Annotated in this window: 19 protein-coding genes and 1 tRNA gene; 10 read left to right on the top strand and 10 right to left on the bottom strand. The window is 53.7% G+C overall.

Annotated elements, in window-relative coordinates; all coding sequences use genetic code 11:
* The first annotated feature begins 117 nt into the window (after window positions 1-117).
* From HNQ92_RS00290 to HNQ92_RS00265, 6 genes are all read left to right on the top strand, one after another.
* Window positions 118-990, top strand: coding sequence for an AraC family transcriptional regulator (locus HNQ92_RS00290; protein ID WP_184169292.1), 873 nt, complete (start codon window positions 118-120; stop codon window positions 988-990).
* A gap of 338 nt (window positions 991-1,328) precedes the next feature.
* Window positions 1,329-2,918, top strand: a complete 1,590-nt coding sequence (locus HNQ92_RS00285) for a hybrid sensor histidine kinase/response regulator (protein WP_184169290.1) — start codon at window positions 1,329-1,331, stop codon at window positions 2,916-2,918.
* A 33-nt stretch (window positions 2,919-2,951) separates the two neighbouring features.
* Entirely contained in the window at window positions 2,952-6,572 is a 3,621-nt protein-coding gene (locus tag HNQ92_RS00280; RefSeq protein WP_184169289.1) for a response regulator, read from the top strand.
* Window positions 6,573-6,628: 56 nt separating this feature from the next.
* Entirely contained in the window at window positions 6,629-6,994 is a 366-nt protein-coding gene (locus HNQ92_RS00275; RefSeq protein ID WP_184171717.1) for a response regulator, read from the top strand.
* Between the two features lie 9 nt (window positions 6,995-7,003).
* Entirely contained in the window at window positions 7,004-7,813 is an 810-nt protein-coding gene (locus HNQ92_RS00270) for a CheR family methyltransferase (protein ID WP_184169287.1), read from the top strand.
* On the top strand, window positions 7,795-8,376 hold the full coding sequence (locus HNQ92_RS00265) for a chemotaxis protein CheB (protein WP_184169285.1): 582 nt from the start codon (window positions 7,795-7,797) through the stop codon (window positions 8,374-8,376). The genes HNQ92_RS00270 and HNQ92_RS00265 overlap by 19 nt, the downstream gene beginning before the upstream one ends.
* A gap of 74 nt (window positions 8,377-8,450) precedes the next feature.
* On the opposite strand, the gene HNQ92_RS00260 is transcribed toward HNQ92_RS00265, so the two are convergent.
* From HNQ92_RS00260 to ubiE, 3 genes are all read right to left on the bottom strand, one after another.
* A tRNA-Val gene (locus HNQ92_RS00260) sits at window positions 8,451-8,525 on the bottom strand.
* Between the two features lie 109 nt (window positions 8,526-8,634).
* Entirely contained in the window at window positions 8,635-9,378 is a 744-nt protein-coding gene (gene porT, locus HNQ92_RS00255; RefSeq protein ID WP_184169283.1) for a type IX secretion/gliding motility protein PorT/SprT, read from the bottom strand.
* Window positions 9,327-10,049 carry a bifunctional demethylmenaquinone methyltransferase/2-methoxy-6-polyprenyl-1,4-benzoquinol methylase UbiE gene (ubiE, locus tag HNQ92_RS00250; RefSeq protein ID WP_184169281.1) on the bottom strand — a complete coding sequence of 241 codons (723 nt, stop codon included), beginning with the start codon at window positions 10,047-10,049 and terminating at the stop codon, window positions 9,327-9,329. Before ubiE ends, porT begins: the two co-directional genes overlap by 52 nt.
* A gap of 169 nt (window positions 10,050-10,218) precedes the next feature.
* On the opposite strand from ubiE, the gene HNQ92_RS00245 reads away from it, so the two are divergent.
* On the top strand, window positions 10,219-11,868 hold the full coding sequence (locus HNQ92_RS00245) for an OmpA family protein (RefSeq protein ID WP_184169279.1): 1,650 nt from the start codon (window positions 10,219-10,221) through the stop codon (window positions 11,866-11,868).
* A gap of 81 nt (window positions 11,869-11,949) precedes the next feature.
* Here HNQ92_RS00245 and HNQ92_RS00240 read toward each other — a convergent pair whose 3' ends face one another.
* Window positions 11,950-13,842, bottom strand: coding sequence for an amidophosphoribosyltransferase (locus tag HNQ92_RS00240; protein ID WP_184169277.1), 1,893 nt, complete (start codon window positions 13,840-13,842; stop codon window positions 11,950-11,952).
* Between the two features lie 305 nt (window positions 13,843-14,147).
* Here HNQ92_RS00240 and HNQ92_RS00235 point away from each other — a divergent pair, with 305 nt between their 5' ends.
* On the top strand, window positions 14,148-15,026 hold the full coding sequence (locus tag HNQ92_RS00235) for a TraB/GumN family protein (protein WP_184169275.1): 879 nt from the start codon (window positions 14,148-14,150) through the stop codon (window positions 15,024-15,026).
* A 58-nt stretch (window positions 15,027-15,084) separates the two neighbouring features.
* On the opposite strand, the gene HNQ92_RS00230 is transcribed toward HNQ92_RS00235, so the two are convergent.
* Entirely contained in the window at window positions 15,085-16,542 is a 1,458-nt protein-coding gene (locus tag HNQ92_RS00230; RefSeq protein ID WP_184169273.1) for an NADH-quinone oxidoreductase subunit N, read from the bottom strand.
* Between the two features lie 152 nt (window positions 16,543-16,694).
* Here HNQ92_RS00230 and HNQ92_RS00225 point away from each other — a divergent pair, with 152 nt between their 5' ends.
* The gene (locus HNQ92_RS00225) at window positions 16,695-17,372 is read left to right on the top strand and encodes a hypothetical protein (RefSeq protein ID WP_184169271.1); all 678 of its coding nucleotides are present in this window, start codon (window positions 16,695-16,697) and stop codon (window positions 17,370-17,372) included.
* Between the two features lie 24 nt (window positions 17,373-17,396).
* On the opposite strand, the gene HNQ92_RS00220 is transcribed toward HNQ92_RS00225, so the two are convergent.
* Together HNQ92_RS00220 and HNQ92_RS00215 are read right to left on the bottom strand one after the other, a co-directional pair.
* Window positions 17,397-18,104, bottom strand: a complete 708-nt coding sequence (locus tag HNQ92_RS00220; RefSeq protein WP_184169269.1) for a response regulator transcription factor — start codon at window positions 18,102-18,104, stop codon at window positions 17,397-17,399.
* A gap of 95 nt (window positions 18,105-18,199) precedes the next feature.
* The gene (locus tag HNQ92_RS00215; RefSeq protein ID WP_246439356.1) at window positions 18,200-18,913 is read right to left on the bottom strand and encodes an SdiA-regulated/phytase-like domain-containing protein; all 714 of its coding nucleotides are present in this window, start codon (window positions 18,911-18,913) and stop codon (window positions 18,200-18,202) included.
* 172 nt (window positions 18,914-19,085) lie between these two features.
* Here HNQ92_RS00215 and HNQ92_RS00210 point away from each other — a divergent pair, with 172 nt between their 5' ends.
* Entirely contained in the window at window positions 19,086-20,387 is a 1,302-nt protein-coding gene (locus HNQ92_RS00210) for an AI-2E family transporter (RefSeq protein WP_246439355.1), read from the top strand.
* 4 nt (window positions 20,388-20,391) lie between these two features.
* On the opposite strand, the gene HNQ92_RS00205 is transcribed toward HNQ92_RS00210, so the two are convergent.
* The 3 genes from HNQ92_RS00205 to HNQ92_RS00195 are packed head-to-tail and all read right to left on the bottom strand — an operon-like array spanning window position 20,392 to window position 22,080.
* Complete coding sequence (locus HNQ92_RS00205; RefSeq protein ID WP_184169265.1) at window positions 20,392-21,021, bottom strand: LON peptidase substrate-binding domain-containing protein; 630 nt, start codon at window positions 21,019-21,021, stop codon at window positions 20,392-20,394.
* A gap of 10 nt (window positions 21,022-21,031) precedes the next feature.
* The gene (locus HNQ92_RS00200; protein ID WP_184169263.1) at window positions 21,032-21,526 is read right to left on the bottom strand and encodes a gliding motility lipoprotein GldH; all 495 of its coding nucleotides are present in this window, start codon (window positions 21,524-21,526) and stop codon (window positions 21,032-21,034) included.
* A gap of 56 nt (window positions 21,527-21,582) precedes the next feature.
* On the bottom strand, window positions 21,583-22,080 hold the full coding sequence (locus HNQ92_RS00195; RefSeq protein ID WP_184169261.1) for a hypothetical protein: 498 nt from the start codon (window positions 22,078-22,080) through the stop codon (window positions 21,583-21,585).
* Between the last annotated feature and the right edge of the window lie 184 nt (window positions 22,081-22,264).

Genomic DNA, 22,264 nt, shown 5'->3' with positions numbered 1-22,264 from the left:
CTGAGCAAATAGCAAGTATCTTCGTGTTTACTTATACAAGAAACCTCATTGTATTACTTTAACCTAAACTTTCTTGATGTACGCTGTAAAAACAACCCACTAAGTCACTTAGAATACATGAAACCCCATTTTCACCGAGTACCGCTTAAATCCCAGAATTCGTTCAGTATTCGTCATGAGAAGGAGTCGGCCTTTGGGACCGTCTGGCACTACCATCCGGAGCTGGAGCTTCACCACCTCATCAAAGGCAAAGGGGTACGATTTATCGGCGACGACATCAGTAACTTCTCGGATGGCGAGCTGATCTTGCTGGGTGAAAATTTGCCGCATACCTGGCGGGTCGAAGAAGGCAGCAGCTCCCACGCCACGGCGGAAGTGATCATCATCCATTTTCTGCCCGACTGCCTGGGCGCAGACCTGCTGCACTTGCCCGAGGCTTACCTCATCCCGAAGCTTTACGAAAAAGCCCGGAAGGGCCTCGTTATCAAAGGCAAAGCCCGGGAGGAAATCATTCCGCTCATGTACGCCGCCGCCGACGCCCACAATCTGGACCGGCTCATTCTGCTCCTGACGATCCTCAAGATCCTGGCCGAGACCGAAGAAGTTAGCAGCATTGCGTCGGCCAATGCCTTCTATAAATCCAACGATTCGGAGACGCTCCGGCTCAACACCGTGTATGCCTTCACGCTCTCTAATTACAAAAAAGAGATCAGCCTTAAGGATGTTTCCTCGGTGGCCAACCTGAGCGTGACTTCTTTCTGTAGGTACTTCAAGCTCATGACCAACAAAACCTACAACGATTTCCTGACCGAGATCCGCATCAGCCACGCCTGTCGGCTCCTGGTGGACGACCGGCTGGCTACGGAAGTGATCTGCTTTGAGTGTGGCTTTAACAATGTCTCCAATTTTTACCGGCATTTCAAAAAAGTGACCGACATGACTCCCCTGGAATACAAAAGAAAGTACCTGCACAAGACGGCCCACAAATAGCACGTCGGCTGGCGCACGGGCTCCGTTTTTGTTTCTGCAACTACCCTCTTTTTGGCTTACGTATAGGGCCGTAGGCGGAGTGGGTGGCGCATTGCTAGTGTCTGCAAGGTAGTTTAGCCGTTCATTTACAGCGCTTTCAGGCAATCCCCTGCGCGGCAACGGCCAAAATACCGCGCTATTCAAAATTCAATTCGTATCTTTGCTCACTTTCCCTTCCGCGTGATTTGAATATGAATAGAGTTCTGCCCCGAAAAGGTAGCCGCTGCCTGGTGCAGGGGTAGTGGTTATCTGTGGTACCAGGGCATCTTTTTACTTGTCCAAACCGCTATATAACAGCTATGATTCTTATTGTTGATGACAGGCCCGAAAATATCCTTCCGCTAAAAAGAATACTCGAGCTGCATAATTTTCAAACGGATACGGCTGAGTCAGGTGAAGAGGCTCTAAAAAAAATTCTGAAAAGCAGCTACTCGCTCATCATACTGGACGTACAAATGCCCGGCATGGATGGCTTTGAGGTAGCCGAGGCCATTGCGGGTTACAGCAAAGCCAAAGACATCCCGATCATCTTTCTTTCGGCCGTAAACCGGGAGAAGAAATTCATCACCAAGGGCTATACCTCCGGCGGAATCGACTACATCACCAAGCCCGTTGACCCGGATATTTTGATCCTGAAAGTAAAAACCTTCAATAAGCTCTACGAGCAGCAGCAGGAGCTAAAAGCCATCCAAAACTCCCTGCAGCAGGAAATAGAGATCCGGAAGCAGGCCCAGGAAGAACTAGCCGGACGCGTGCAGGAGCTTCGTTTTGTGCTGGAGTCGCTGCCTCAGATTGCCTTCACGGTAGCTACCGACGGCCGGATTGAATACGTGAATGAGCAGTGGTTTCATTACTCCCCGGACGCGGGTACTTTCCCCGAAACCCACCCGGACGACCACCTCTGCGATAAGTGGGAAGAGCATTTTGCCCGGGGCGTGGAATTTGAATGCGAAGTACGTCTGAAAAATCTCCAAACGCTGGCCTACCGCTACTACTGCCTTCGGGTAGTACCCGTCGAGCAGCAGGGTAGCATTGTGCGGTGGGTAGGTACCTTTACGGATATTCACCAGCAAAAAATGGCCAACGAGATGCTGGAACAAACGGTAGAAGTGCGAACAAAAGAGCTTCTGCTTAAAAACGCGGAGCTGGAAAGCGCCAACCATGAGCTCCAGCAATTTACGTGGGTAGTCTCCCACGACCTCAAAGAGCCCCTCCGGAAAATACAGACATTCAATACCATCATTAAGGAAAAGTACCTGCCCGGCAACGAAGAGGCGCTTTCCTACCTGAGCCGGTCCATCAGCTCATCGGCCCGGATGTCTCAGCTCATCAATGACCTCCTCGAATATTCGCGGCTATCGGCCACGGCGCAGTTTCAGCCAACGGATCTCAACCGTTTGATCAACGAGCTGGTAGAGGACTTCGATGATTTGATTCGGGAGAAAGAGGCCGTGATTCGGGTGGATCAACTACCCATCATCGAGACCATACCCAGCCGGATACGCCAGGTTTTTCAAAACCTGATCAGCAATGCGCTTAAATTTTCGAAGAAAGACGTAGCGCCTCTTGTTACGATCAGCGCCGAGCTCGTGGCGCACAAAGAGATAAATAGTGAGCCCTCCCCAACGGGAAAGTACTGCCGTATTGTACTGAATGATAACGGCATAGGATTTGATGAAAAATTTCTGGATCTTATTTTCGTGATTTTCCAGCGGCTAAATGACCCCACCAACTACGAAGGGACGGGCATTGGGCTGGCCATTGCCAAAAAAATTATTGATAAACACAACGGGCTTATTTCGGCCAAAAGCCGCGAAAACGAAGGCGCTAGTTTTATTATCGTTTTACCGCTCACCCAGGCCGACGAACTACCCAACGAACAACCCTGAAAAAAGTACCTGAATCCGCCTTACTAAACCGCTATGTCAAAATTATCCGCTAGCAATTCGATCATCCGGCAATTACAAGTTGTCTTTTCTTTTTCGGTTGTCTTATTGATCGTAAGTCTTTTTGCCTCTTTTTACAGCACCCAGAAGCTCATCAGCAATTCCAAGCTGGTCAATCACACCAACCAGGTACTTCTGGAAGCCGAAAATGTAATCTCCTACGTAAAGGATGCCGAGACGAGCCAGCGGGGGTTTCTTATTACACTCGACCCGTTGTTCTTACAGCTCTACAACGGAACCTACGAAAAAGTAACAGGTACCTACAATACCCTGATAGACCTCACTACCGATAACCCCACCCAGCAAAAAAGCCTAGAGGAAGTAAGAAGGTTGTATCAGTCCAAATTTGCTCAGATGCAAAAGGTACTTGACCTGACCCGCCAAAGCCGAACCTTTGCCCGGGATACCGTTGTGCGCCATCAGGAAATGCTCCGGGGAAAAAAGATCATGGATGACCTCCGGCTGGTCATAGACCACATCAAAAAAGAAGAAAATAAACTCCTGGAGAGCCGGTTAAGCCAGCAAAGTGCCTACATTACGTATACGCCGTTACTGCTGCTACTGGCGGCCCTTATCTCCATCCTGATTACTTTTTTTGCGTACATCCGCATCAAACGAGACCTGGACAGCCGGATTGCCCAGCAGCAGCTAGCCGAAGCCAGGTACGCCGAAACGGCTAGCCGGATCACCGTCATGGAGGGCATCACCCGAGAGATCGCCGCCGGGAATTATTCGGCCCGAAGCACTGACGACAAGGATGACGAGATCGGGCGGATTTCGCGGGCGCTGAACACAATGACCCACTCGCTTGAGCATACCTTCAACGACCTTAATAATAAAACCTGGCTCCAGACGGGGGCCGTGGCGCTGAGCGATGCCATCCGGGGCGAGCGCGACCTCAAAAAGCTGGCGGCCAACCTGATCGACACCCTGGTGAGCTACGTGGGTGCGCCCCTGGGTACCATCTACATCGTGGACAGTGGGTTTCACTACAAGCTGGCGGGTAGCTACGCGGCTCTGGGGGCGCCGGAGCGGATTGCGGTGGGAGAAGGCCTGGTGGGGCAGGTGATCAAAAGCAAAAAAATGCTGATCGTGGATGATTTGCCCGAAAACTACCTTCCTGTATCGTCTTCCCTGGGGGCGGCACAACCTACCACGCTCGTCATTGTGCCGCTGCTCTACGCCCGCCAATGCATTGGGGTCATAGAGATAGGTTTGTTAAGAAAGCCGGAGCCGCTCGAGCTGGAGTTTTTACAGGCCAACCTGGAAGCCATGGCCATCGGGATCAATGCCGCGCTGGACCACTTGCGGCTACAGAACTTGCTCGAAGAAACCCAGGCGCAATCCGAAGAATTGCAGACGCAACACTCCGAGCTGGAAAACCTGAACGCGGAGCTAGAGGCACAGTCGCAAAAACTACAGGCCTCCGAAGAGGAGCTGCGGGTGCAGCAGGAAGAGCTCCAGCAAACCAACGAAGAGCTCGAAGAACGAAGTGGCTTACTGGAAGAAAAGAACTTTGAGATACAGCGAAAGGCCGAAGAGCTTGAGCTAAGTACCCGCTACAAGTCCGAGTTTCTGGCCAACATGTCGCACGAGCTGCGCACACCCCTCAATTCCATTTTGTTGCTGAGCCGCCTGCTTTCGGAGAACAACGAACAGAACCTGAACGACGAGCAGATCGAGTACGCCCGGGTGATTCAGTCCTCCGGCAACGGCCTGTTGGGCCTGATCGACGAGATCCTGGATCTGTCCAAGATTGAAGCCGGTAAAATGAGCCTGGATTACCAGGACGTTTCTGTGCAGGAAATTACCGAAGATCTGAAATCGCTGTTCACCCCCCTGGCCAACGAGAAAAAGCTGGCCTTTGAAATCAAGATTGACAAAGACGTCCCGGCGGTCTTTGAAGTAGACAAGATGCGGCTGGAGCAAATCCTGAAAAACCTTATTTCCAACGCCCTCAAATTTACCGCCAAAGGTACCGTAAGCCTCCACGTACAGCGACAAGCCACCAACGAAAATACCCTGTGCTTTGTGGTGAAGGATACGGGAATTGGTATTCCGTCCGAAAAACAGCACCTGATCTTTGAAGCTTTCCAGCAGGCCGACGGCTCCACCAAACGCAAATACGGCGGAACCGGCCTGGGATTGTCCATCAGCCGGGAGCTGGTGAAGCTCCTGGGCGGCGAAATAAGCCTGTCCAGCCAGGTGAACCAGGGGAGCCAGTTTACGGTGCTTATTCCGGTTTCCAAGGCGAAGTCGGGGGCAGCTTACCCGGTCATTTCCCCTCTAAGTACCCCTATTGCCACGAATCAGGACACTGACCATTCGCAGGTGAAGTCGGCCGCCAAAGTGAAGCCCTACATCAGTCCCGTGATTCCGGAGGCCATCCCCGACGATAGAAGTACCATCACCGAGCAGGATAAAGTCATTTTGATTGTCGAGGACGACACCCTTTTTGCCAAATCCCTGCTGGACTACACCCGCCAGCAAGGCTACAAGGGCATTGTGGCCGTACGGGGCGACGAAGGCCTTCGGCTGGCGGTTGCCTACAAGCCCCTGGGCATACTGCTGGACATCCAGCTGCCCGTTATCAGCGGCTGGGAGGTCATGGATCAGCTCAAGGCCGACCCCGCTACCCGGCACATCCCGGTCCATATCATGTCTTCGCATAAGCTCAAAAACGAAAGCCTGCTGAAAGGAGCCATTGACTTCATCGACAAGCCCGTGGCTTACGAACAAATGCAAGACGTATTCAAGAAGATCGAGTACGTCCTCAACCGCAACTCCAAAAAGGTACTGATTGTGGAGGACAACCCCAAGCACGCCAAAGCCCTGGCTTACTTCCTGGAGACTTTCAGCATTAGTTCCGAGCTGAAAAGCGATATATCGGAAGGGGTAGAGGCTTTAAAGAAAAAGGAAGTAGACTGTGTGATTCTGGATATGGGTATTCCGGACCAGAAGGCCTACGAAATGCTGGAGGAAGCCAAGAAAAACCCGGGCCTGGAAAACCTGCCCATCATTATTTTTACGGGCAAAAGCCTGTCCATGGCCGAGGAGTTAAAAATAAAGAAGTACGCGGATTCCATCATTGTGAAAACCGCCCATTCGTACCAACGTATGCTGGATGAAGTATCGCTTTTCCTGCATTTGGTGGAAGAAAGCAAGCGCAAAACGGAGCCTGCCTCGTCCAAAAAATCAGGCGCTCTGGGCGAAATATTGAACAACAAAACGGTACTGGTAGCCGACGACGACGTGCGAAACATTTTCTCCCTCTCCAAAGCCCTGGAAAACTATAAAATGAACGTCGTAACGGCCCTGGACGGCAAAGAAGCGTTGCAGAAGCTACAGGAGAATCCGGCCATTGACGTGGTGCTGCTGGATATGATGATGCCCCAGCTGGATGGCTACGAAACCGCCAGGCGAATCCGGGAAAACTATAAATGGAAAAACCTGCCGGTGATTGCCGTAACCGCCAAGGCCATGACCGGCGACCGCGAGAAATGCATACAAGCCGGGGCCTCAGACTACATTACCAAGCCCGTCGATATAGACCAGCTCATTTCGCTGCTGCGGGTTTGGTTGTACGAAAGAGGCTAAGTCCCCCCCTAATGATTGATTCACTAACCCACGCTTTACTTAAGGAAGCTACCAGCATGAGCAAAAAAAGGATACTGATCATTGATGATGATGCAAGAAATATTTTTGCACTTACGGCTACGCTACGTGCAAAATCATTTGATTGTATCTCCCGCCAGGACGCTCAGGAAGCCCTGGAGCTCTTGCAAACCGACGAAGTCGTGGATGCCATCCTGATTGATATGATGATGCCCGACATGGACGGGTACGAGGCCATCCCCCGCATCAAAGGCATCGAGAAGCGGAAGGATACGCCCGTGTTTTCGGTAACTGCCCAAGCCATGGTAGGCGACCGGGAAAAATGCCTGCGGGCCGGAGCCGACGGATATATTTCAAAACCCATTGATGTAGACAAGCTGTTAGAGATGTTAGCAAGTATTTAAGCGTTGGCCATGATAGAAGAGGAGGAAATTGACATCTTGCTGAATGATCTGTTTGATATATACGGGTACGACTTCACCAACTACTCCCGGGCGTCGCTGAAAAGACGGATTACCCGTCTGTACGGGCTGGACAAATTCCCCAGCTTTGCGGAGCTCAGGTACCGGGTCCGGACGGACTCTACCTACTTGCGGCGTTTTGTGGAAGAAATCACCGTCAACGTCACGGAGATGTTTCGGGACCCGCTCTTTTACAAGTGTCTGCGCGCGGAGGTACTTCCATCCATTGCGGCGAAGCCTTTTATTCGGGTATGGCACGCGGGCTGCTCTACGGGCGAGGAAGTCTATTCCATGGCTATTTTGCTCAAAGAGGCTAACTTACTGCACAAATCGCTGCTGTACGCCACTGACCTGAACCCGGAAGTACTGGAAAAAGCACGCAAGGGTATTTTTGGGTTGAACCAACTCAAGCAGTATTCCGAAAACTACATTGAATCCGGAGGTACCAAAGATTTTTCCTCCTACTACACGGCTCATTACGGGCAGGCCAAGTTTGACGAAGAGCTGGCCCAAAAGATGGTTTTCTCGACCCATAACCTGGTCTCGGATCGCTCCTTCAACGAATTTGACCTCATCCTGTGCCGAAACGTGTTGATCTACTTTGACAAAGACCTCCAGGACCGGGTACTTAACCTATTTTACGAAAGCCTGAGCCCGCTGGGGTACTTAGCCTTAGGTGCCAAAGAAACGCTGAAATTTTCGACCATACAATCCCAGTTCAAACCCATGAATAAAGAAAAGATATGGAGGAAAATAGACTAACACCCCCCTGCCGGGCCGTGGTCGTCGGGGGCTCTTCCGGAAGTATCGAAGTGCTGCTGCACCTGCTTCCGGCCCTAGCGCCACGGGTCCCTCTGGTGATGATCATCGTGCTGCATCGCAAAAACTCCAGCGACTCTACCCTGCTGGACATCCTGGCGCTGAAGTCGGCCCTACCGCTGCGCGAGGTAGAAGACAAGGACCCCATTCAGCCCGGCAACATCTACCTGGCTCCCGCTGATTACCACCTGTTGCTGGAAAAACAGCAGCTCTTTTCGCTGGACGACTCGGAGAAAGTCAATTTCAGCCGCCCCTCGCTGGACGTCACCTTTGAGTCCGCCGCCGAAGTATACGGGCCTGCCTTGGTCGGCATTTTGCTGTCAGGGGCCAATTCGGACGGTACCAACGGCCTCACCGCCATCAAAAAGGCCGGGGGCGTCACCGTGGCGCAGCTCCCCGAAACCGCCCAGGCCGGGTACATGCCCCAGTACGCCATTCTGCATACCGTCGTGGATCATATCCTGGACGTGGCTGGTCTGATTCGGTTCCTGAATTCGCTCGAGTGAGGGGGAGCTAAGGTACTTGGGACAAGCGTATAAAAGAAAAGCACTTACGAAGGATCGTAAGTGCTTTTTGAATGTGGGTCCTGAGGGATTCGAACCCCCGACCCCCTGCTTGTAAGGCAGGTGCTCTGAACCAGCTGAGCTAAGAACCCCTTTTTGTTGTCGTTTGGGACTGCAAATATGGAGGAGTGATTTGTTCTGTGCAACTATTTTATCAAAAAAATAGCAAAAAAAATGGAAGCAACTGATTTCCAGAGGTACTTACTCAAAATTGATGTAGAGCGTCACGGCGTGCGACGTGAGTCGGTTTAGCCCCAGGCCGGAGGTGCTGTCCGTGGGACGGAGCAAATTGACCATGCCGTGCGAAAAGCGCAGTTCTGGAGAAAACTTAAAGAACTCAAAAAACTGCTCGAAGCCGACGCCGTAGTCCAGCGTGAGGTCCGTCGTTTGGGTATCAAGCCGACTTCCAGAAGGGCCATTGGCGCGGCTGCGCTTCACGTTGGTCTCGATGCCCAGCGTCATGCCGGCCAGCAGGTACATGCGGGTATTCACCCGGCGGGTAGACTTGTACTTGAGCAGTACCGGGATTTCGATCCAGGTGGACTCCCGGGTTTCGGGCCGGGTACTTCCGCCGGTAAAGCGGTAATCGACCGAGCGCGCGTACAACGAAATGCCGGGGGTAGTACGGAGATCGAAATGCTCGCTAAGGTAGGCGTTGGCAATCACCCCGACCCGAAAAGCCGCTTTTCGCGGCGACTGGATCAGGTACAGCGAATCGCTGCCTTGCAGGTACTGGTCGCTCCGCTGGATGTTGAAGCGGGTAACGGGCATGGCAAACAGGAATCCATAGTGAATGGGTTTGTCGTCGTAAAACTCCAGGTGCCGACGCACGTAGCCCGTCCCCTGCGCCTTACTCTCCTGGATGGTAAGAAAAGCCAGGCCAATCCCAACAACTACTTTTGGCCAATGTAAATGGAGCAAATCCCGAAGGTAAGTGGTATGCATTTAGTTTTTTTAAAACCCGCTTTTTCATAAATAGCCAGGAAATCGGCGCCGTCCGGAAAGGCCTGCACCGACTCGGGCAGGTACTTGTAAGCCGAGCTGTCCCGGGAAATGGCCTTGCCAATGGTAGGCAAAATGTACCGGAAATAAAAGCTGTACAGCTGCTTGAACGGAAACGAGCGGGGCTTGGAAAACTCTACCACCACGCAGGTACCTTCGGGCCGCAGGACGCGGTACATGTCACGGAGCCCGGCGGCCAGATTCTCGAAATTCCGTACTCCAAACGAAACGATAACGGCGTCGAAATAATTGTCTGTAAAGGGCAAACTTTCCGAGTCGCCGGTGCGGAGCTCGATGATGTCCTGCTTGCCTAGCTTTTGGATTTTTTCGCGGCCCACGGCCAGCATTCCTTCCGAAATATCCACGCCGATGATCTTGTCGGGGTTTAAAGACAAGGCCTCAATGGCGAAGTCGCCGGTACCCGTGGCGATGTCAAGGATCTTTTTGGGCTGGGCCTTCCGCAGCAGCCGCACGGCGCGTTTGCGCCAGTAAATATCGATCCCCCCGCTCAGGAGGTGGTTGAGGAGGTCGTACTTAGGAGAAATATTATCGAACATTTCCGCCACCTGCTCGCGCTTACGGCTATCTTTATCCTTATAGGGTACTACGGTCATTGAGAAAGTATTAGATCAAAGATGGGACGCAAAACTAATAGGTATTCGCTTTTCTTAAACCAAGCCCCGGAGGGAAAGTTCGCTAACTGCCTGATTTTATTGGGTGAAATTGGGGGAGTTAGGCACAGATTTTTATCTTTGCTATTCATACCGCGAGATCCCATACACTATGATGCGTTTTATTTTACTAGCGAGCTATCTGTGTTTTGTATCCGTAGCGGCCATGGCTCAGGGCCGGATCAGTATGCAGTCCGACGAGCCCACGGCTGCCAAAACGCTGACCAGTCGGCAGCTCACACCTTATTCTATAACGGTACGAGGCGGCCTAACGCAGTTTTTTGGCGAGCTGGGCGAGCAGGATATGCGGGGAATGGCGGGCTTCAGCCTAAACCAGAAAGTACAACGCGCCTTCACCATGGGCCTTGACTTTTCGACCGGAAAACTGGGCGGGGAAAAAACCGAATTTTTTAACTCCTATTTCGTGGCCGACTACCGCGCCATTGACCTGCTGGCCAAGTGGGACCTGACGGAACAGTTTAGCCGTTATGACGACGAAAAACTGCACATCAGCGTGTACGGAGGAATTGGCATGATGTACTTTCGCTCCAACGCCTACGACCTCACAACCAACCAACGGGTACGTTTTACCAATAGTGACGTAAGTGGCCGCAATCCGCTGTTTTTACGCTGGGGGAATCCCAGGGGGCGGCTGGGCGTAACCCGAACGGCCGAGCGCACCATTCCTCTGGGCGTAGCGTTTGATTACCAATTGGCACGTACCTGGCAGCTCGGACTGGATTATCGCTTCTACTTTGCCCGTACCGACAAGCTGGACGCTACGTCGGGGCGGCGCCTTACCAACCCAGAGGAAGGTACCTCGTATAGCGATACACCCAACGATAAGTTTAGCTTTCTCGCGCTCAGCCTCACGCACCGCTTTACCCGCAAGCCCAAAGATAGCGATGGCGACGGTATTCCCGACGACCGCGATCGCTGTCCGGATGTGCCCGGTACCAGCCAGTTTTTTGGCTGCCCCGACTCCGATGGGGACGGTATACCCGATTATGTAGACCGTTGCCCTCAGGAGGCTGGGCCGGTGGCTACCCGCGGCTGTCCCGATACGGACGGTGACGGATTTATTGACCGGCTGGACGAATGCCCCACCGTGGCGGGTACGTTGCGGGGCTGCCCCGACCGCGATGGCGACGGCGTATACGATCAATTTGATGCCTGCCCTGATGTACCTGGCCTGGTACGCTTCGGCGGCTGCCCCGACACCGACGGCGACGGTATTCCTGACCCGAGCGATCTGTGTCCCGACAAACCGGGTACTTACGAAAACGGCGGCTGTCCCGATACGGACGGCGACGGCGTACACGATGGCATAGACCGCTGTCCGGAGGTACCTGGTACCCGCGAAAACGATGGCTGCCCCAGCGGCCAGTCCCAGGCCGACCGGCTGGCCCTCCAGCAGCGCCTGGATTCGCTCCTGACGGTACCGATTCGGTTTGCCACTGATACCGACGTCATCGACGAGGCTTCGTATCGTTCCCTAAACGCCATTGGCGATTTGATCAAACGCTATTCGGCCTTACGATTTATTGTGGAAGGCCATACCGACAATACCGGCAGCGAGGAGGTGAACCAGCGGTTGTCCGAGGGCCGAGCCCGGGCCGTAAGGCAGTACCTGATAAGCCGCGGCACGGAGGAAGAACGCATCTCGGCCATCGGATTTGGCGATGCCCGGCCGGTAGCGCCTAACAATACCGAGGAGGGCCGGGCCCGAAACCGCCGGGTGGTGATCCGGGTGCTGGAGTAAGGTACTTACAAACCTCACAAAAAAAGCAGAGGAGCGATGGGCTCCTCTGCTTTTTTTGTTGATGCTTAAAAATCTATAACCCTAGTAGGCTCTAACGAGCTTGCCTTCGTGGAAGTTGACGTAGGCTTTGTTCACGACCTTGTTTCCGCCCGGCGTGGGGTAGTTGCCCGTAAAGTACCAGTCGCCCAGGTGGTCGGGGCAGGCTTTATGCAGGTTATCAACGGTTTGGAAAATAACCGACAGCTCGGCTTGTAAGTCGTCCGGCCGGATGATCTCCGCAATTTTTTGCGAAACCTCCTGGTCTGTAAAGGATTCGTACAGCGCTTTCACGTAGTTGGTGGTGTAGGCGTTGCGGGTAGCCAGGGTTGCGGCGCACTGGGCGTACACCTCTTCGCGCAGGTACCCCATCTGCCGCTCTTCCAGCAGCTTGAGCATGGCCCGAAAAGCCACAAAGTCCTTCATTTTTGACATGTCGATCCCGTAGCAATCGGGGAAGCGAATCTGCGGCGCCGAAGACACGATCACGATCTTTTTGGGTCCGAGCCGGTCCAGCATTTTCAGGATACTTTTTTCCAGCGTAGTACCCCGCACAATGGAGTCGTCGATCACGACCACCGTATCGATGCCCTTGCGTACTACCTCAAAGGTAGTATCGTACACGCTGGACACCATGTCGTCGCGGAGTTCGTCGGCCGTAATAAAAGTACGTGACTTCACGTCTTTGGTAACCAGCTTCTCGATCCGGGGCCGGAACGAAAGTACCCGGTCCAGCTCTTCCTCAAACAGAATCCCTTCCATGATGGCCCGCTTGCGCTTTTTGGCCAGGTACTCTTCCAAGCCTTCGATCATCCCGAAGAAGGACGTCTCGGCGGTATTCGGAATGTAGGAGAACACCGTATTTTCCAGGTCGTAGTCGATTTCCTCCAGAATCTGGGGAATCAGCAACTTCCCGAGTTTTTTTCGTTCGTTGTAAATATCCGGATCGGTACCCCGGGAAAAATAGATGCGCTCGAAGCTACACGACCGTTTTTCCTGCTGAGGCAAAATGGAAAGCTCGTTAAACTCGCCTTCTTTATCAATGATGAGCGCACTGCCGGGGGTAATCTCCTGGATCTGGTTGTACTCAACGTTGAAAGCCGCTTTGATGGCCTGCTTCTCCGATGCTACCACCACCACCTCGTCGTCGGAGTAGTAGAACGCGGGCCGGATACCCGCCGGGTCACGCATCACAAAAGCTGAACCGAAACCCGTAAGCCCGCACATGGCGTAGCCGCCGTCAAAGTCGCGGCAGGAGCGGTAAAGTACCCGCTGCAGGTCAATATTTTCTTCGATAATATCCGAGAGCGTGGGGTTATCAAAGATTCCCTTGAAGCGATCAAACACCCGCTGGTTTTCTTCGTCCAGGAAGTGTCCGATTTTTTCCATCACCGTCACGGTATCCACCTTCTCTTTGGGGTGCTGCCCCAGCGATACCAGCTTTCCGAAGAGCTCGTCTACGTTGGTCATGTTGAAGTTCCCCGCCATCACCAGGTTGCGGCTCCGCCAGTTGTTTTGCCGGAGCATCGGGTGGCAGTTTTCGATTTCGTTGGTCCCGTGTGTACCGTAGCGCAGATGCCCGAGCCACACTTCGCCGGTGAAGGCCACGTTTTCCTGCAGCCACTTCGCGTCGGTAGCGCCGTCGCGGTTGTCTTTTAGGGCTTTACGAAATTTCTTGTGAATCTTGCGGAAGATGTCCGCAACGGGTTGAGGCTCTACGGACCGGTACCGGCTGATATAGCGCTTACCCGCCGGAACTTCGATCTTGATATTAGCTACTCCGGCTCCGTCCTGCCCTCGATTCACCTGCTTTTCCATCAGCACCGATAATTTGTGTACCGCGTAGAGGGGCGTTTCGTACTTATCAATGTAGTATTGATAAGGTTTGCGCAGACGGATGAGTGCAATTCCGCACTCATGCTTAATAGCGTCGCTCATAAGAAGATGTTATGGTATAAAATTGGTAGTCAGCTTGCTACGTAAACTTCGTACCTTTCGGTACTCCTAAAACTTAGGCAAGGGGCATTTAGTTCGTCGATTGGTAGACAAAGATACAAATTCCCTTTGGCCCTTAAACGACAATAGCCCGGAAAAGATTTGATTAAAGACGGTCCGTTTAGTACAATAAGGTTACTCAGGCGTACACAGAGAAATTAAAGACCGCTACGGCTCCGGGATTACGCACTTTACAAGTACCTTTACTCTTACTAGCTTTGTTCTATATGTCCTTACCAAGTACCCCCATGATCAAAAAATTAGTTGGCTTACTGCTGCTGGCCGGAGGGCTTTTCCCTGCCAGCAGCAGGGCCCAGGTACCTACCGAGCCCGCCCTGCTCTGGAAAATTTCGAACGGACGAGGCCCGACTACAAGTACCCCCTCCTACCTTTTCGGCACCATTCACCTGATCTGCCCCCAGGATTTCTCGCTGAGCGACACCTTGAAAAGTTGCCTAAAGCAAACCGAGCAGGTAGCTCTGGAGATCGACATGGATGATCCGGGCCTGATGACCGCCATGGCCCAGGGCATGCTCATGCGCAACGACAACAAGCTCAGCCAGCTACTCCCCGAGCCGCAGTACCAGCATCTGCACCGGTTTTTTAAAGATTCGGTCGGGATGAACATCAGTACCTTCGACCGCGCCAAGCCGTTCATGCTGATGAGTATCCTCTTCAACCGTGTGCTGGCTTGCCAGCCGCAGTCGTACGAAATGGCGCTTGTGGGCCTGGCCAAGCAGCAGCAGGCCGAGGTTGTAGGCCTGGAGACGGTGGCCGAGCAAATGGCCGTTTTTGACAGTATCCCTTACGAAAAGCAAGCCTACATGCTGGTGCAATTCATTGATAGCCTGCCCCAGGCCCGGCAGGAATTTGGCGCAATGGTGAAGCTCTACAAGCAGCAGGACGTAGCCGGGCTCTTCAACCTGACCCTGGAAAGTACCTTCGAGCTGGAAGGACAGCAGGAGACGCTGCTCTTTGCGCGCAACCGCCGCTGGATACCCCTGATGGCCCAAATGATGCAGGCCAAGCCTACCTTTTTTGCCGTAGGCGCGGCGCACCTGGGCGGCGAAGAGGGGGTCATTGCGCTGCTACGGAAACAAGGGTACCGGGTAGAACCCGTGCGGTAAAGTACCTTTGAGCACAAATACATTTGAGAGGTACTTTATGGAAAAGAAAAGTACCCCTTTAAAGTACCCCGATCCAGTGCAGCAGCCCGGCGGGCTGGAAAAACAGCCACACGATCAGCGCCAGCAGTCCGCCCGCCATGATCTGGTTGGGCCAGTAGGAAGCGGGTTGCCAAGTACCCTGAGCCGGACGAAAAAAAAGCAGGTAAGGTACCTTCAGGTAGTACACCAGCGAGATGGCGGCATTGAGCAGCCCTCCGATCAGCAACCACAGCAGCCAGGGCTCGCCCGCCTGCTCATAGCTGTCCCATAGCGCCGAAAACACCAGCCATTTGGCCGTAAACCCCACCGTAGGCGGCAACCCCGCCAGGGCCACCATCACCACCGTGATGGCCGCGCCTACGAGGGTACTTTGCCGCCCCAGACCGGCGTACGAGTCCAGCTGCGTGTCGGAGCGCGGCACCAGCAGGTCGAGGAGAAAAAACGCGGCCAGGTTCAGGATCAGGTAGGCGGCCACGTAGAACGTAGCCGCTTCGAAGCCCAGCTGCGAGTAGGCCACCAGGCCCACCAGCAGGTACCCTGCCTGCGCGATGGTAGAGTAGGCCAGCAGGCGGCGGGCATTCTGCTGCCAGAGGGCGGCCACGTTGCCCACCGTAATACTGATAAGCGCAATACCGCCCAGTGTAGAAAGTACCTCGGCGGGCAGCACGCTCACCAGCCGCATCAGCACCAGCAGGGAGGCGGCCTTGGGCGCTACCGACAAAAAAGCCACCAGGGGCGTGGGCGCGGCTTCGTACACGTCGGGCGTCCAGACGTGAAAAGGTACCAGGGAGAGCTTGAAAAACAAGCCGCCCAGCGCCATGAGCATGGCTACCTGCATCACCCAGGGCGAATTTTCCAGCAGCCCGGTGCGTAGCGCCGGATCGGTGATGTCAAGCGTGCCCGTGAGGCCGTAGAGGAGCGAGATGCCGTACAGCATGATGGCCGAGCTGACGGCCCCAAACAGCAGGTACTTTAGGCCCCCTTCGGCCGACTTGCGGTCTGGCGAGAGCGAAACCAGCAGGTAAGAACCCAGCGAAACCAGCTCCAGGGCCAAGTAGATGGTAAGCCAGTGGGTAGCCATGCAAAGCAAAAAAAGCCCCAGCACGATGGCGATCAGCAGGGTACTTTGCTCGGCTGGAAACCGGTAGCGAAGTACCCGCAGGTGCACGAGCGCAAACAGCCAGGCTACCGTTATAAGTACCTTGAAGAGAACGGCTTTTTTATCCAGATAAAGCAGCGGCTGAAAGCGAAAAGCGGGTTCTTCCTGCCATTGGAGGGCCAGCAGCCCCAGCAATCCTACGGCCCCGGCCAGCGCCGCCGCCTGTAGCCAGCCCGCCATTTTTTCTTTATCCTGCTGGCGAGGCAGGAGCAGAAGCTCGGCCAAAAGAAACCCCAGAAATAAACCCACCAGGTAGAGTTCGGGTGCCAGCCCGGCCAGGCTTTGTCGAATGTGGCTAAGTTGCTCGTTCAGGTACAAAACGATTGGAACAATTTTTTAGCAATATTACACCAAAATGACAGGCTTCCGAAAAAATACGCCGGAATACTGGTAAGTTTGGGAGGCCAATGCCCCGCTTTTTTAAGGCGTAAGGTACCTATTTTAACCATCACTAACCGACACTAGAACGTATGAAAAAAATACCAAGTACCCTTTTGTTCCTGGTACTGCTGGCTCCGCTGGTGCAGGCTCAGTACCTGACCGACATAAACGGACGCGCCGTGACCGAGCAACAGTACACCGACGTGGAGGGCTCCCCTTACCTCAAGGATAAATGGTACCTGGGGACCATTCGGGCCCAAAACGGAAAAGTATATGACGGCGTGAAGATGCGCTACGATGCCTATAAGGACGAAGTAGAATACGAGCAGCAAGGCAAAATGTACCGGCTGGGCGCGGCGGAGACGCTGGAATTTTCGATTCCGACGGATGATGACCTGTACATCTTTCGGCGCGGTTTTCCCAAGGTAGATCGCCAGACCGACGCTAGCTTTTACCGGGTACTTCATGACGGCAACACCAAGCTGCTCAAACGCTACGAGAACCGGATGCGCGACGAAAAGCCCTACAACTCGGCCACGGTTACGCGGCGGTTTGAGCCCAGCGAAAAGCTGTATGTCTTAAAAGGAGGCACCATGTATCCCATCAAGAAAAACGACCGCAAGGGGATGCTCAAAATCCTGAGCGACCGCAAACGGACCATGGAATACGCCATCAAAGAACAACAGCTGGATTTCAGGACCGAATCGGACATCATTAAGATCCTGGAAGAATACGACGCCTACCAGGCGGGCGACGGCAAGTACTAAGCAAGTAAGTACCTAAGTACCTGCCTACTCGGCCTGGTCGGTAAACATGTACCCTACTCCCTTGAGAGTTTTGATGTAGCCCTCGCCGAGTTTTTCCCGCAGCTTCCGGATGTGGACGTCTACGGTGCGTTCAAGTACGTAGATGTCCGCTCCCCAGATCTTCTGCAGTAGTTCTTCCCGGCTAAAGACTTTTTCGGGGCTTTGGGCCAAAAAGAAAAGCAGCTCAAACTCTTTTTTGGGCAGGATAAAGGATTTTTCGCCCTGCGTAACCGTGTAGTTTTTTCGGTTGATGGACAGCCCCGCAATCAGTACCTCGTCGCCGGGGTCCGACTTCTGGGCTTCCCGCCGGAACAGCGCGTTGATGCGGCTCATCAGCGCGCGGGGCTTGATGGGCTTGGTGATGTAATCATCCGCTCCTATTTCAAAAGCCGCCACTTCGGAGTACTCTTCCGAGCGGGCCGTCAAAAACAAAATGTAGGTATTCTTCAGATCGGCGTTTTTGCGCAGCATACGGCCCGTCTCGATGCCGTCCATTTGGGGCATCATGATGTCGAGCAAGATTAGGTCCGGCATAAACCAGGCACCTACCTCCAGGGCTTTTTTTCCGTTAGAAGCCGTTTCTACGGCGTAGCCTTCTTTCTGGAGGTTGTATTCCAGGAGTTCAACAATATCGGGATCATCATCAACCACAAGTACTTTCTGGGCTACTTGGGTGGTTTTAGCGGCACTCATAGTGTTGACGGATTGGTGTTAAAAACAAAGGACGAAATTAGCGCATGTGTAGGTGCCATGAGGTAAATAAAGCCAGACTTAACACAAATTTAATATCAACGACGCACTAGCTTAAAGAACTGACCTTGCTCGTTCGTAACCAGTAAGTCCTTGTTATTCAGGAACACGATTCCTTCCGTTTGTTTTTTAAAAAACCGAATGCACCCGAGCGGCTTCTTAAAGTTGATAGCCTGGTCTTGAATCTCAAACAGGAGAATTTTGCCGTACGTGAGCAGCGCGAAGGTACTTCCGTCGGGGCTTATGTCGGCACCCGTCACCTGGGCTTTCAGGTAGAGGCTGTCGGTGGGCAACAGGGCGTACTCCCCCGGCCGGGCCGGCAGGGTGTAGGTTTTTACCAGCGGGTTGCTCTTGCTGCGGGTTTTGGTAAATAAATACAGGTTTTGCTGAAAGTAAAAGAGCGCTTCGCAGTCGAAATGCTGCTGGTCGGGCGGGGGCGGAAACTGCGTCTGGTCGGCGTAGCGGTAGGTCATCACCGCCTCCGTGGCCTGCTGCTCCGGCGAGTAGGTATAGATGGTGAGCGAGCGGCGCTGGTTGGCGTTGTTGCCCATATCGCCAATGTACAGCCGTCCGTCGGGGCTCTGGGCCAGGTCTTCCCAATCTACATTTTGGGCATTGGGGACGGGCAGCGTCCGGAGTAAAGTACCCCTGGAGTCCAGTTCGTAGAGCTCGGGCAGGCCGCCGCTGTCGTTGTGAGTCCAGAAGGCTCCCTCCCGGCTGGAGCGCGCCAGACCCGAACTTTCACCGACCATTGCTGAAAACCGCCCCACTTTGCTAACTTTGTACTGCGAACGTACCTTATCGAAGCCATGAAGCCGATGGTCAGGCTGACAACCGCACAGAGCTGTCTTTACAATAAACCATATATACAAGAGCTTCGACATGAGCATATCGGCGGGTTCCGTCCCAAACAAAGGTAGTCAATTGCCCTTATACACAAAATGGGCCAGCATTCTCATCATTCTCATCGCCGGGGTATTTATTCTTTCTTCGCTACGCGAAACCCTCATTCCGCTGACTTTTTCGGTACTTTTCTCCATTTTACTGCATCCCGTTTGTGATCGTCTGGAGCGCTGGCGGGTACCCCGTGTGATAGCGATTTTCCTGAGCCTCTTGCTTTTTCTGGTCGTCATCGTTGGTTTAGTCTACCTTGTGTCGCGGCAGGTCGGTTCTTTCGCCGAGGAAATTCCGCGCATCACCGAAAAGGCCGAAGCCTTTCTGGAGCAACTCCTCAGCATGGGCGAGCGCTACCTCAACGTAAGCCGCAGCGAACAGGTGAGCGAGGGCAAAAAGTACCTGCTCAACGCCCTCTCCGAAAGCCGCACCATCATGCTCAACCTGCTCGTAAGTACCACGGGCACCCTCACTACCGCCACGCTGGTACCGATCTACGTTTTCTTTTTCTTGCTTTACCGCGATTTTTTCCGGCGGTTTGTGCACAAAGCGTTCCAGAGCGTACCCCGGTTCAGGCTGGATAATGTACTGAAAAAAATCTACGACGTCATCCAGGGGTACCTGGCGGGTCTCATTCTGGTCATCGGGATTGTGGGCGTGCTCAATACCATTGGGCTGCTTATCCTGGGGATTGACTATGCCGTATTTTTTGGCTTTCTGGCCGCCTTTTTGATCCTGATCCCCTACATCGGCATCCTGATCGGCTCCATTCTTCCCGCCCTCATGAGCCTCGTTACCGAAGAATCGCCCTGGGCCGCCGTGGGGGTGATCGGGGTGATGGCCTTCGTGCAATTTCTGGAGGGCAACTTCATTACGCCCAACATCGTGGGCTCCAAAGTGAGTATCAATCCGCTGGCGGCTATCGTCGCTTTACTGTTGGGCGGGCAGCTGTGGGGACTGTCGGGCTTAATTCTGGCGCTACCGCTGATCGCCATTATTAAAGTGATCCTGGACGCCAATCCCCGTACGGAGCCCATTGGTTTTCTGCTGGGCGAGCCCGAGCGGGAAGTGGCCGAAGAAAAAGCCCAGGAGCGAGGTACCCCGCAGTACGAAGAGCCCAGGCGTCCGCGGCAACAGCCGCCGCGCCGCCGCGAAGCGCCCAGACCGGCACCCGCACCCACAGTAGTAGTAGTACCGGAAGCGCCACGAAACGAGGAAGCAGCGGTGGCTACCGCCGAGAAAAAGAAACGCCGCCCGGCGCGCCGACGCAAGCCACGGCCCCCGCAGGAAGGCGGAGGCACCGCCGGACCAGCCGGTGGATCGGAGGAGTGAGCGCCTAAAAAGTGAGCGGGTCCAGGTTTTTGAAATGACCGTTCATGCGGATGCGGTCCTTGGTACGCGCTATTTCCTTCACCACCGGAATGATTTTTCGCAAATGCTGAATCAGCAGGAGCTGCCGCTCGCTTTCGAGAGCGATGGTTAGCAGGTGGTATTCCTCGTCCAGCGGAAGGCCTACTTTATGGGCTATCTGAAACGAAAAGAGGGGTACCTCCGGGTTATACTCCACCGGCGTCGTTAACAAATCATAAAAGGTAGCGAGCAGCTCGAGGAGCTCCGGCAGGGGTTTTTGCAGATCCGCCTCTCCGTCGAAGTAAGTTACTTCACCACCCGCATAGAGCTTCCCCGCCACCGGATTCTCGAACGTCTCGATCCTGAATACCCGCTGCCCCTGGGTAGAAATATCCATCTGCCCGTCGTCGTAGCGCTTGTGCAGGGTAGTTACGGTCACTTCGGTGCCATAGCCGGGCAGTTTACTATTCAGAAAAGTAGGTATCCCAAACGGTTGATCCGTCTCCATACATTCGGTGATCAGCTGCTGGTAGCGTGGTTCAAAAATATGGAGGTTCAGGTTTTCCTGGGGGTATACCACCAGGTTTAGCGGGAAGAAGGGTAAGAAAGAATCCATCGTAGTAGCTCTAAGGGCTTGTCGAAGCACTCGCCTCCACCTTTTCTACACTCACGCCTACGCCCAAAATAAAGGGAAGCGGATTTTGCCGCATCGACTGCGTAAAGGTGAAGGTATAGGTACCTGCTTTAGGAAAGCGGTAGTTCCTCATGAAGAGGATCTTGTGATCAAATAAATCCCCCAGCCCGTTGCCGTACGGCTTGCCCGTAGTGGCGTCAGACAGAAACAGCTCGTCAAGCCGGGACGACAGCACGGCGCTATCTGGCCCGGTGACCCTCCGGTTCAGGTAGAGGTTGTAGTAGGGGTACTGCAGGCCGTTGCGCAGCAGGTAGTATACGTTGTACCGCTGGGTAGTGTCACTAATCTCCACCCGAAACGTAGCGGCATCCTTGATGTACCAAAGCCCGTCGTCGATGTCTTCGTAGGCTTTATAATGGGTGTTGGTATCGCAGCCGAGCAGCCACACCGCCAGCCACAGCCCGGCCGCAACGCGTAAAATAGTCATATACCTCATCAAACGTGTGCAACAAAGCTAAGCCCGAAAGATTACCTTTCAAAGCCTCAGGCCGTCTGTTGCTTGAAATACCGTTTCATCCAGGTTTGTAACGCAGGTACTTTCCAGTGGGTCATCCATTGCGCCTTGGTAGCCACCAGGTTATCAAACACCGTAGTACCTGACGTGATCTGCTCTTCGGCGATGGCCTGTTTCACCTCCTGGATGGCGAGCGTACGTACCTCGCCGCTGGGTTCGAGGTAGGCTACGGAGCGGTCGAAAAAGTCGATACCCATCCGCTGCCCTATTTCCTGGAGCCAATGCACCGACTTGTCAATGGAGCAGCCGCTGGGTAGTTCGTGTGATTCGTCCACGGCTACCACCACAAAGCGGTGGTGAAACACCTTGGCCGAAGCCAGCAAAGGCTTGTTGTGCGCCTCCCAGCCGTCGAGCGCGGCTTTGAGCGTTTGGCTTATGACACCGACCTCTTCGTCGGTAAGGGAGCGGTTGGCCTGGTAAACCCAGACCCGCGCGTTAAAATCAATTTCGTCAAAAGGAAGATACATAGCACGTAGGCAATAAAGGGTTAATCAAAAAAGAACCAAAGTACCCCGGTTTCTATTCAAAAACCGGAAAAAGTCCGATTGGGTTCGGGCCAGGCCGGAGGGTACTCAAACTCCGCCTCTTCCAAGACAGTAAAAGTCCGCCCAAGGTACCTTTTGTACAAAATCCGTTGACATAAATTCTTTT

It is taken from the genome of Rhabdobacter roseus, from assembly GCF_014202275.1.
GTDB lineage: Bacteria > Bacteroidota > Bacteroidia > Cytophagales > Spirosomataceae > Rhabdobacter > Rhabdobacter roseus.
Note: the sequence above shows the minus strand (reverse complement) of the source record. Positions and strands in the feature narration are given on the sequence as shown.

Coding starts and splice junctions, on each gene's coding strand:
- HNQ92_RS00290 (WP_184169292.1), top strand. CDS start 118: ATGAAACCCCATTTTCACCGAGTACCGCTTAAATCCCAGAATTCGTTC.
- HNQ92_RS00285 (WP_184169290.1), top strand. CDS start 1,329: ATGATTCTTATTGTTGATGACAGGCCCGAAAATATCCTTCCGCTAAAA.
- HNQ92_RS00280 (WP_184169289.1), top strand. CDS start 2,952: ATGTCAAAATTATCCGCTAGCAATTCGATCATCCGGCAATTACAAGTT.
- HNQ92_RS00275 (WP_184171717.1), top strand. CDS start 6,629: ATGAGCAAAAAAAGGATACTGATCATTGATGATGATGCAAGAAATATT.
- HNQ92_RS00270 (WP_184169287.1), top strand. CDS start 7,004: ATGATAGAAGAGGAGGAAATTGACATCTTGCTGAATGATCTGTTTGAT.
- HNQ92_RS00265 (WP_184169285.1), top strand. CDS start 7,795: ATGGAGGAAAATAGACTAACACCCCCCTGCCGGGCCGTGGTCGTCGGG.
- porT (WP_184169283.1), bottom strand. CDS start 9,378: ATGCATACCACTTACCTTCGGGATTTGCTCCATTTACATTGGCCAAAA.
- ubiE (WP_184169281.1), bottom strand. CDS start 10,049: ATGACCGTAGTACCCTATAAGGATAAAGATAGCCGTAAGCGCGAGCAG.
- HNQ92_RS00245 (WP_184169279.1), top strand. CDS start 10,219: ATGATGCGTTTTATTTTACTAGCGAGCTATCTGTGTTTTGTATCCGTA.
- HNQ92_RS00240 (WP_184169277.1), bottom strand. CDS start 13,842: ATGAGCGACGCTATTAAGCATGAGTGCGGAATTGCACTCATCCGTCTG.
- HNQ92_RS00235 (WP_184169275.1), top strand. CDS start 14,148: ATGATCAAAAAATTAGTTGGCTTACTGCTGCTGGCCGGAGGGCTTTTC.
- HNQ92_RS00225 (WP_184169271.1), top strand. CDS start 16,695: ATGAAAAAAATACCAAGTACCCTTTTGTTCCTGGTACTGCTGGCTCCG.
- HNQ92_RS00220 (WP_184169269.1), bottom strand. CDS start 18,104: ATGAGTGCCGCTAAAACCACCCAAGTAGCCCAGAAAGTACTTGTGGTT.
- HNQ92_RS00215 (WP_246439356.1), bottom strand. CDS start 18,913: ATGGTCGGTGAAAGTTCGGGTCTGGCGCGCTCCAGCCGGGAGGGAGCC.
- HNQ92_RS00205 (WP_184169265.1), bottom strand. CDS start 21,021: ATGGATTCTTTCTTACCCTTCTTCCCGCTAAACCTGGTGGTATACCCC.
- HNQ92_RS00200 (WP_184169263.1), bottom strand. CDS start 21,526: ATGACTATTTTACGCGTTGCGGCCGGGCTGTGGCTGGCGGTGTGGCTG.
- HNQ92_RS00195 (WP_184169261.1), bottom strand. CDS start 22,080: ATGTATCTTCCTTTTGACGAAATTGATTTTAACGCGCGGGTCTGGGTT.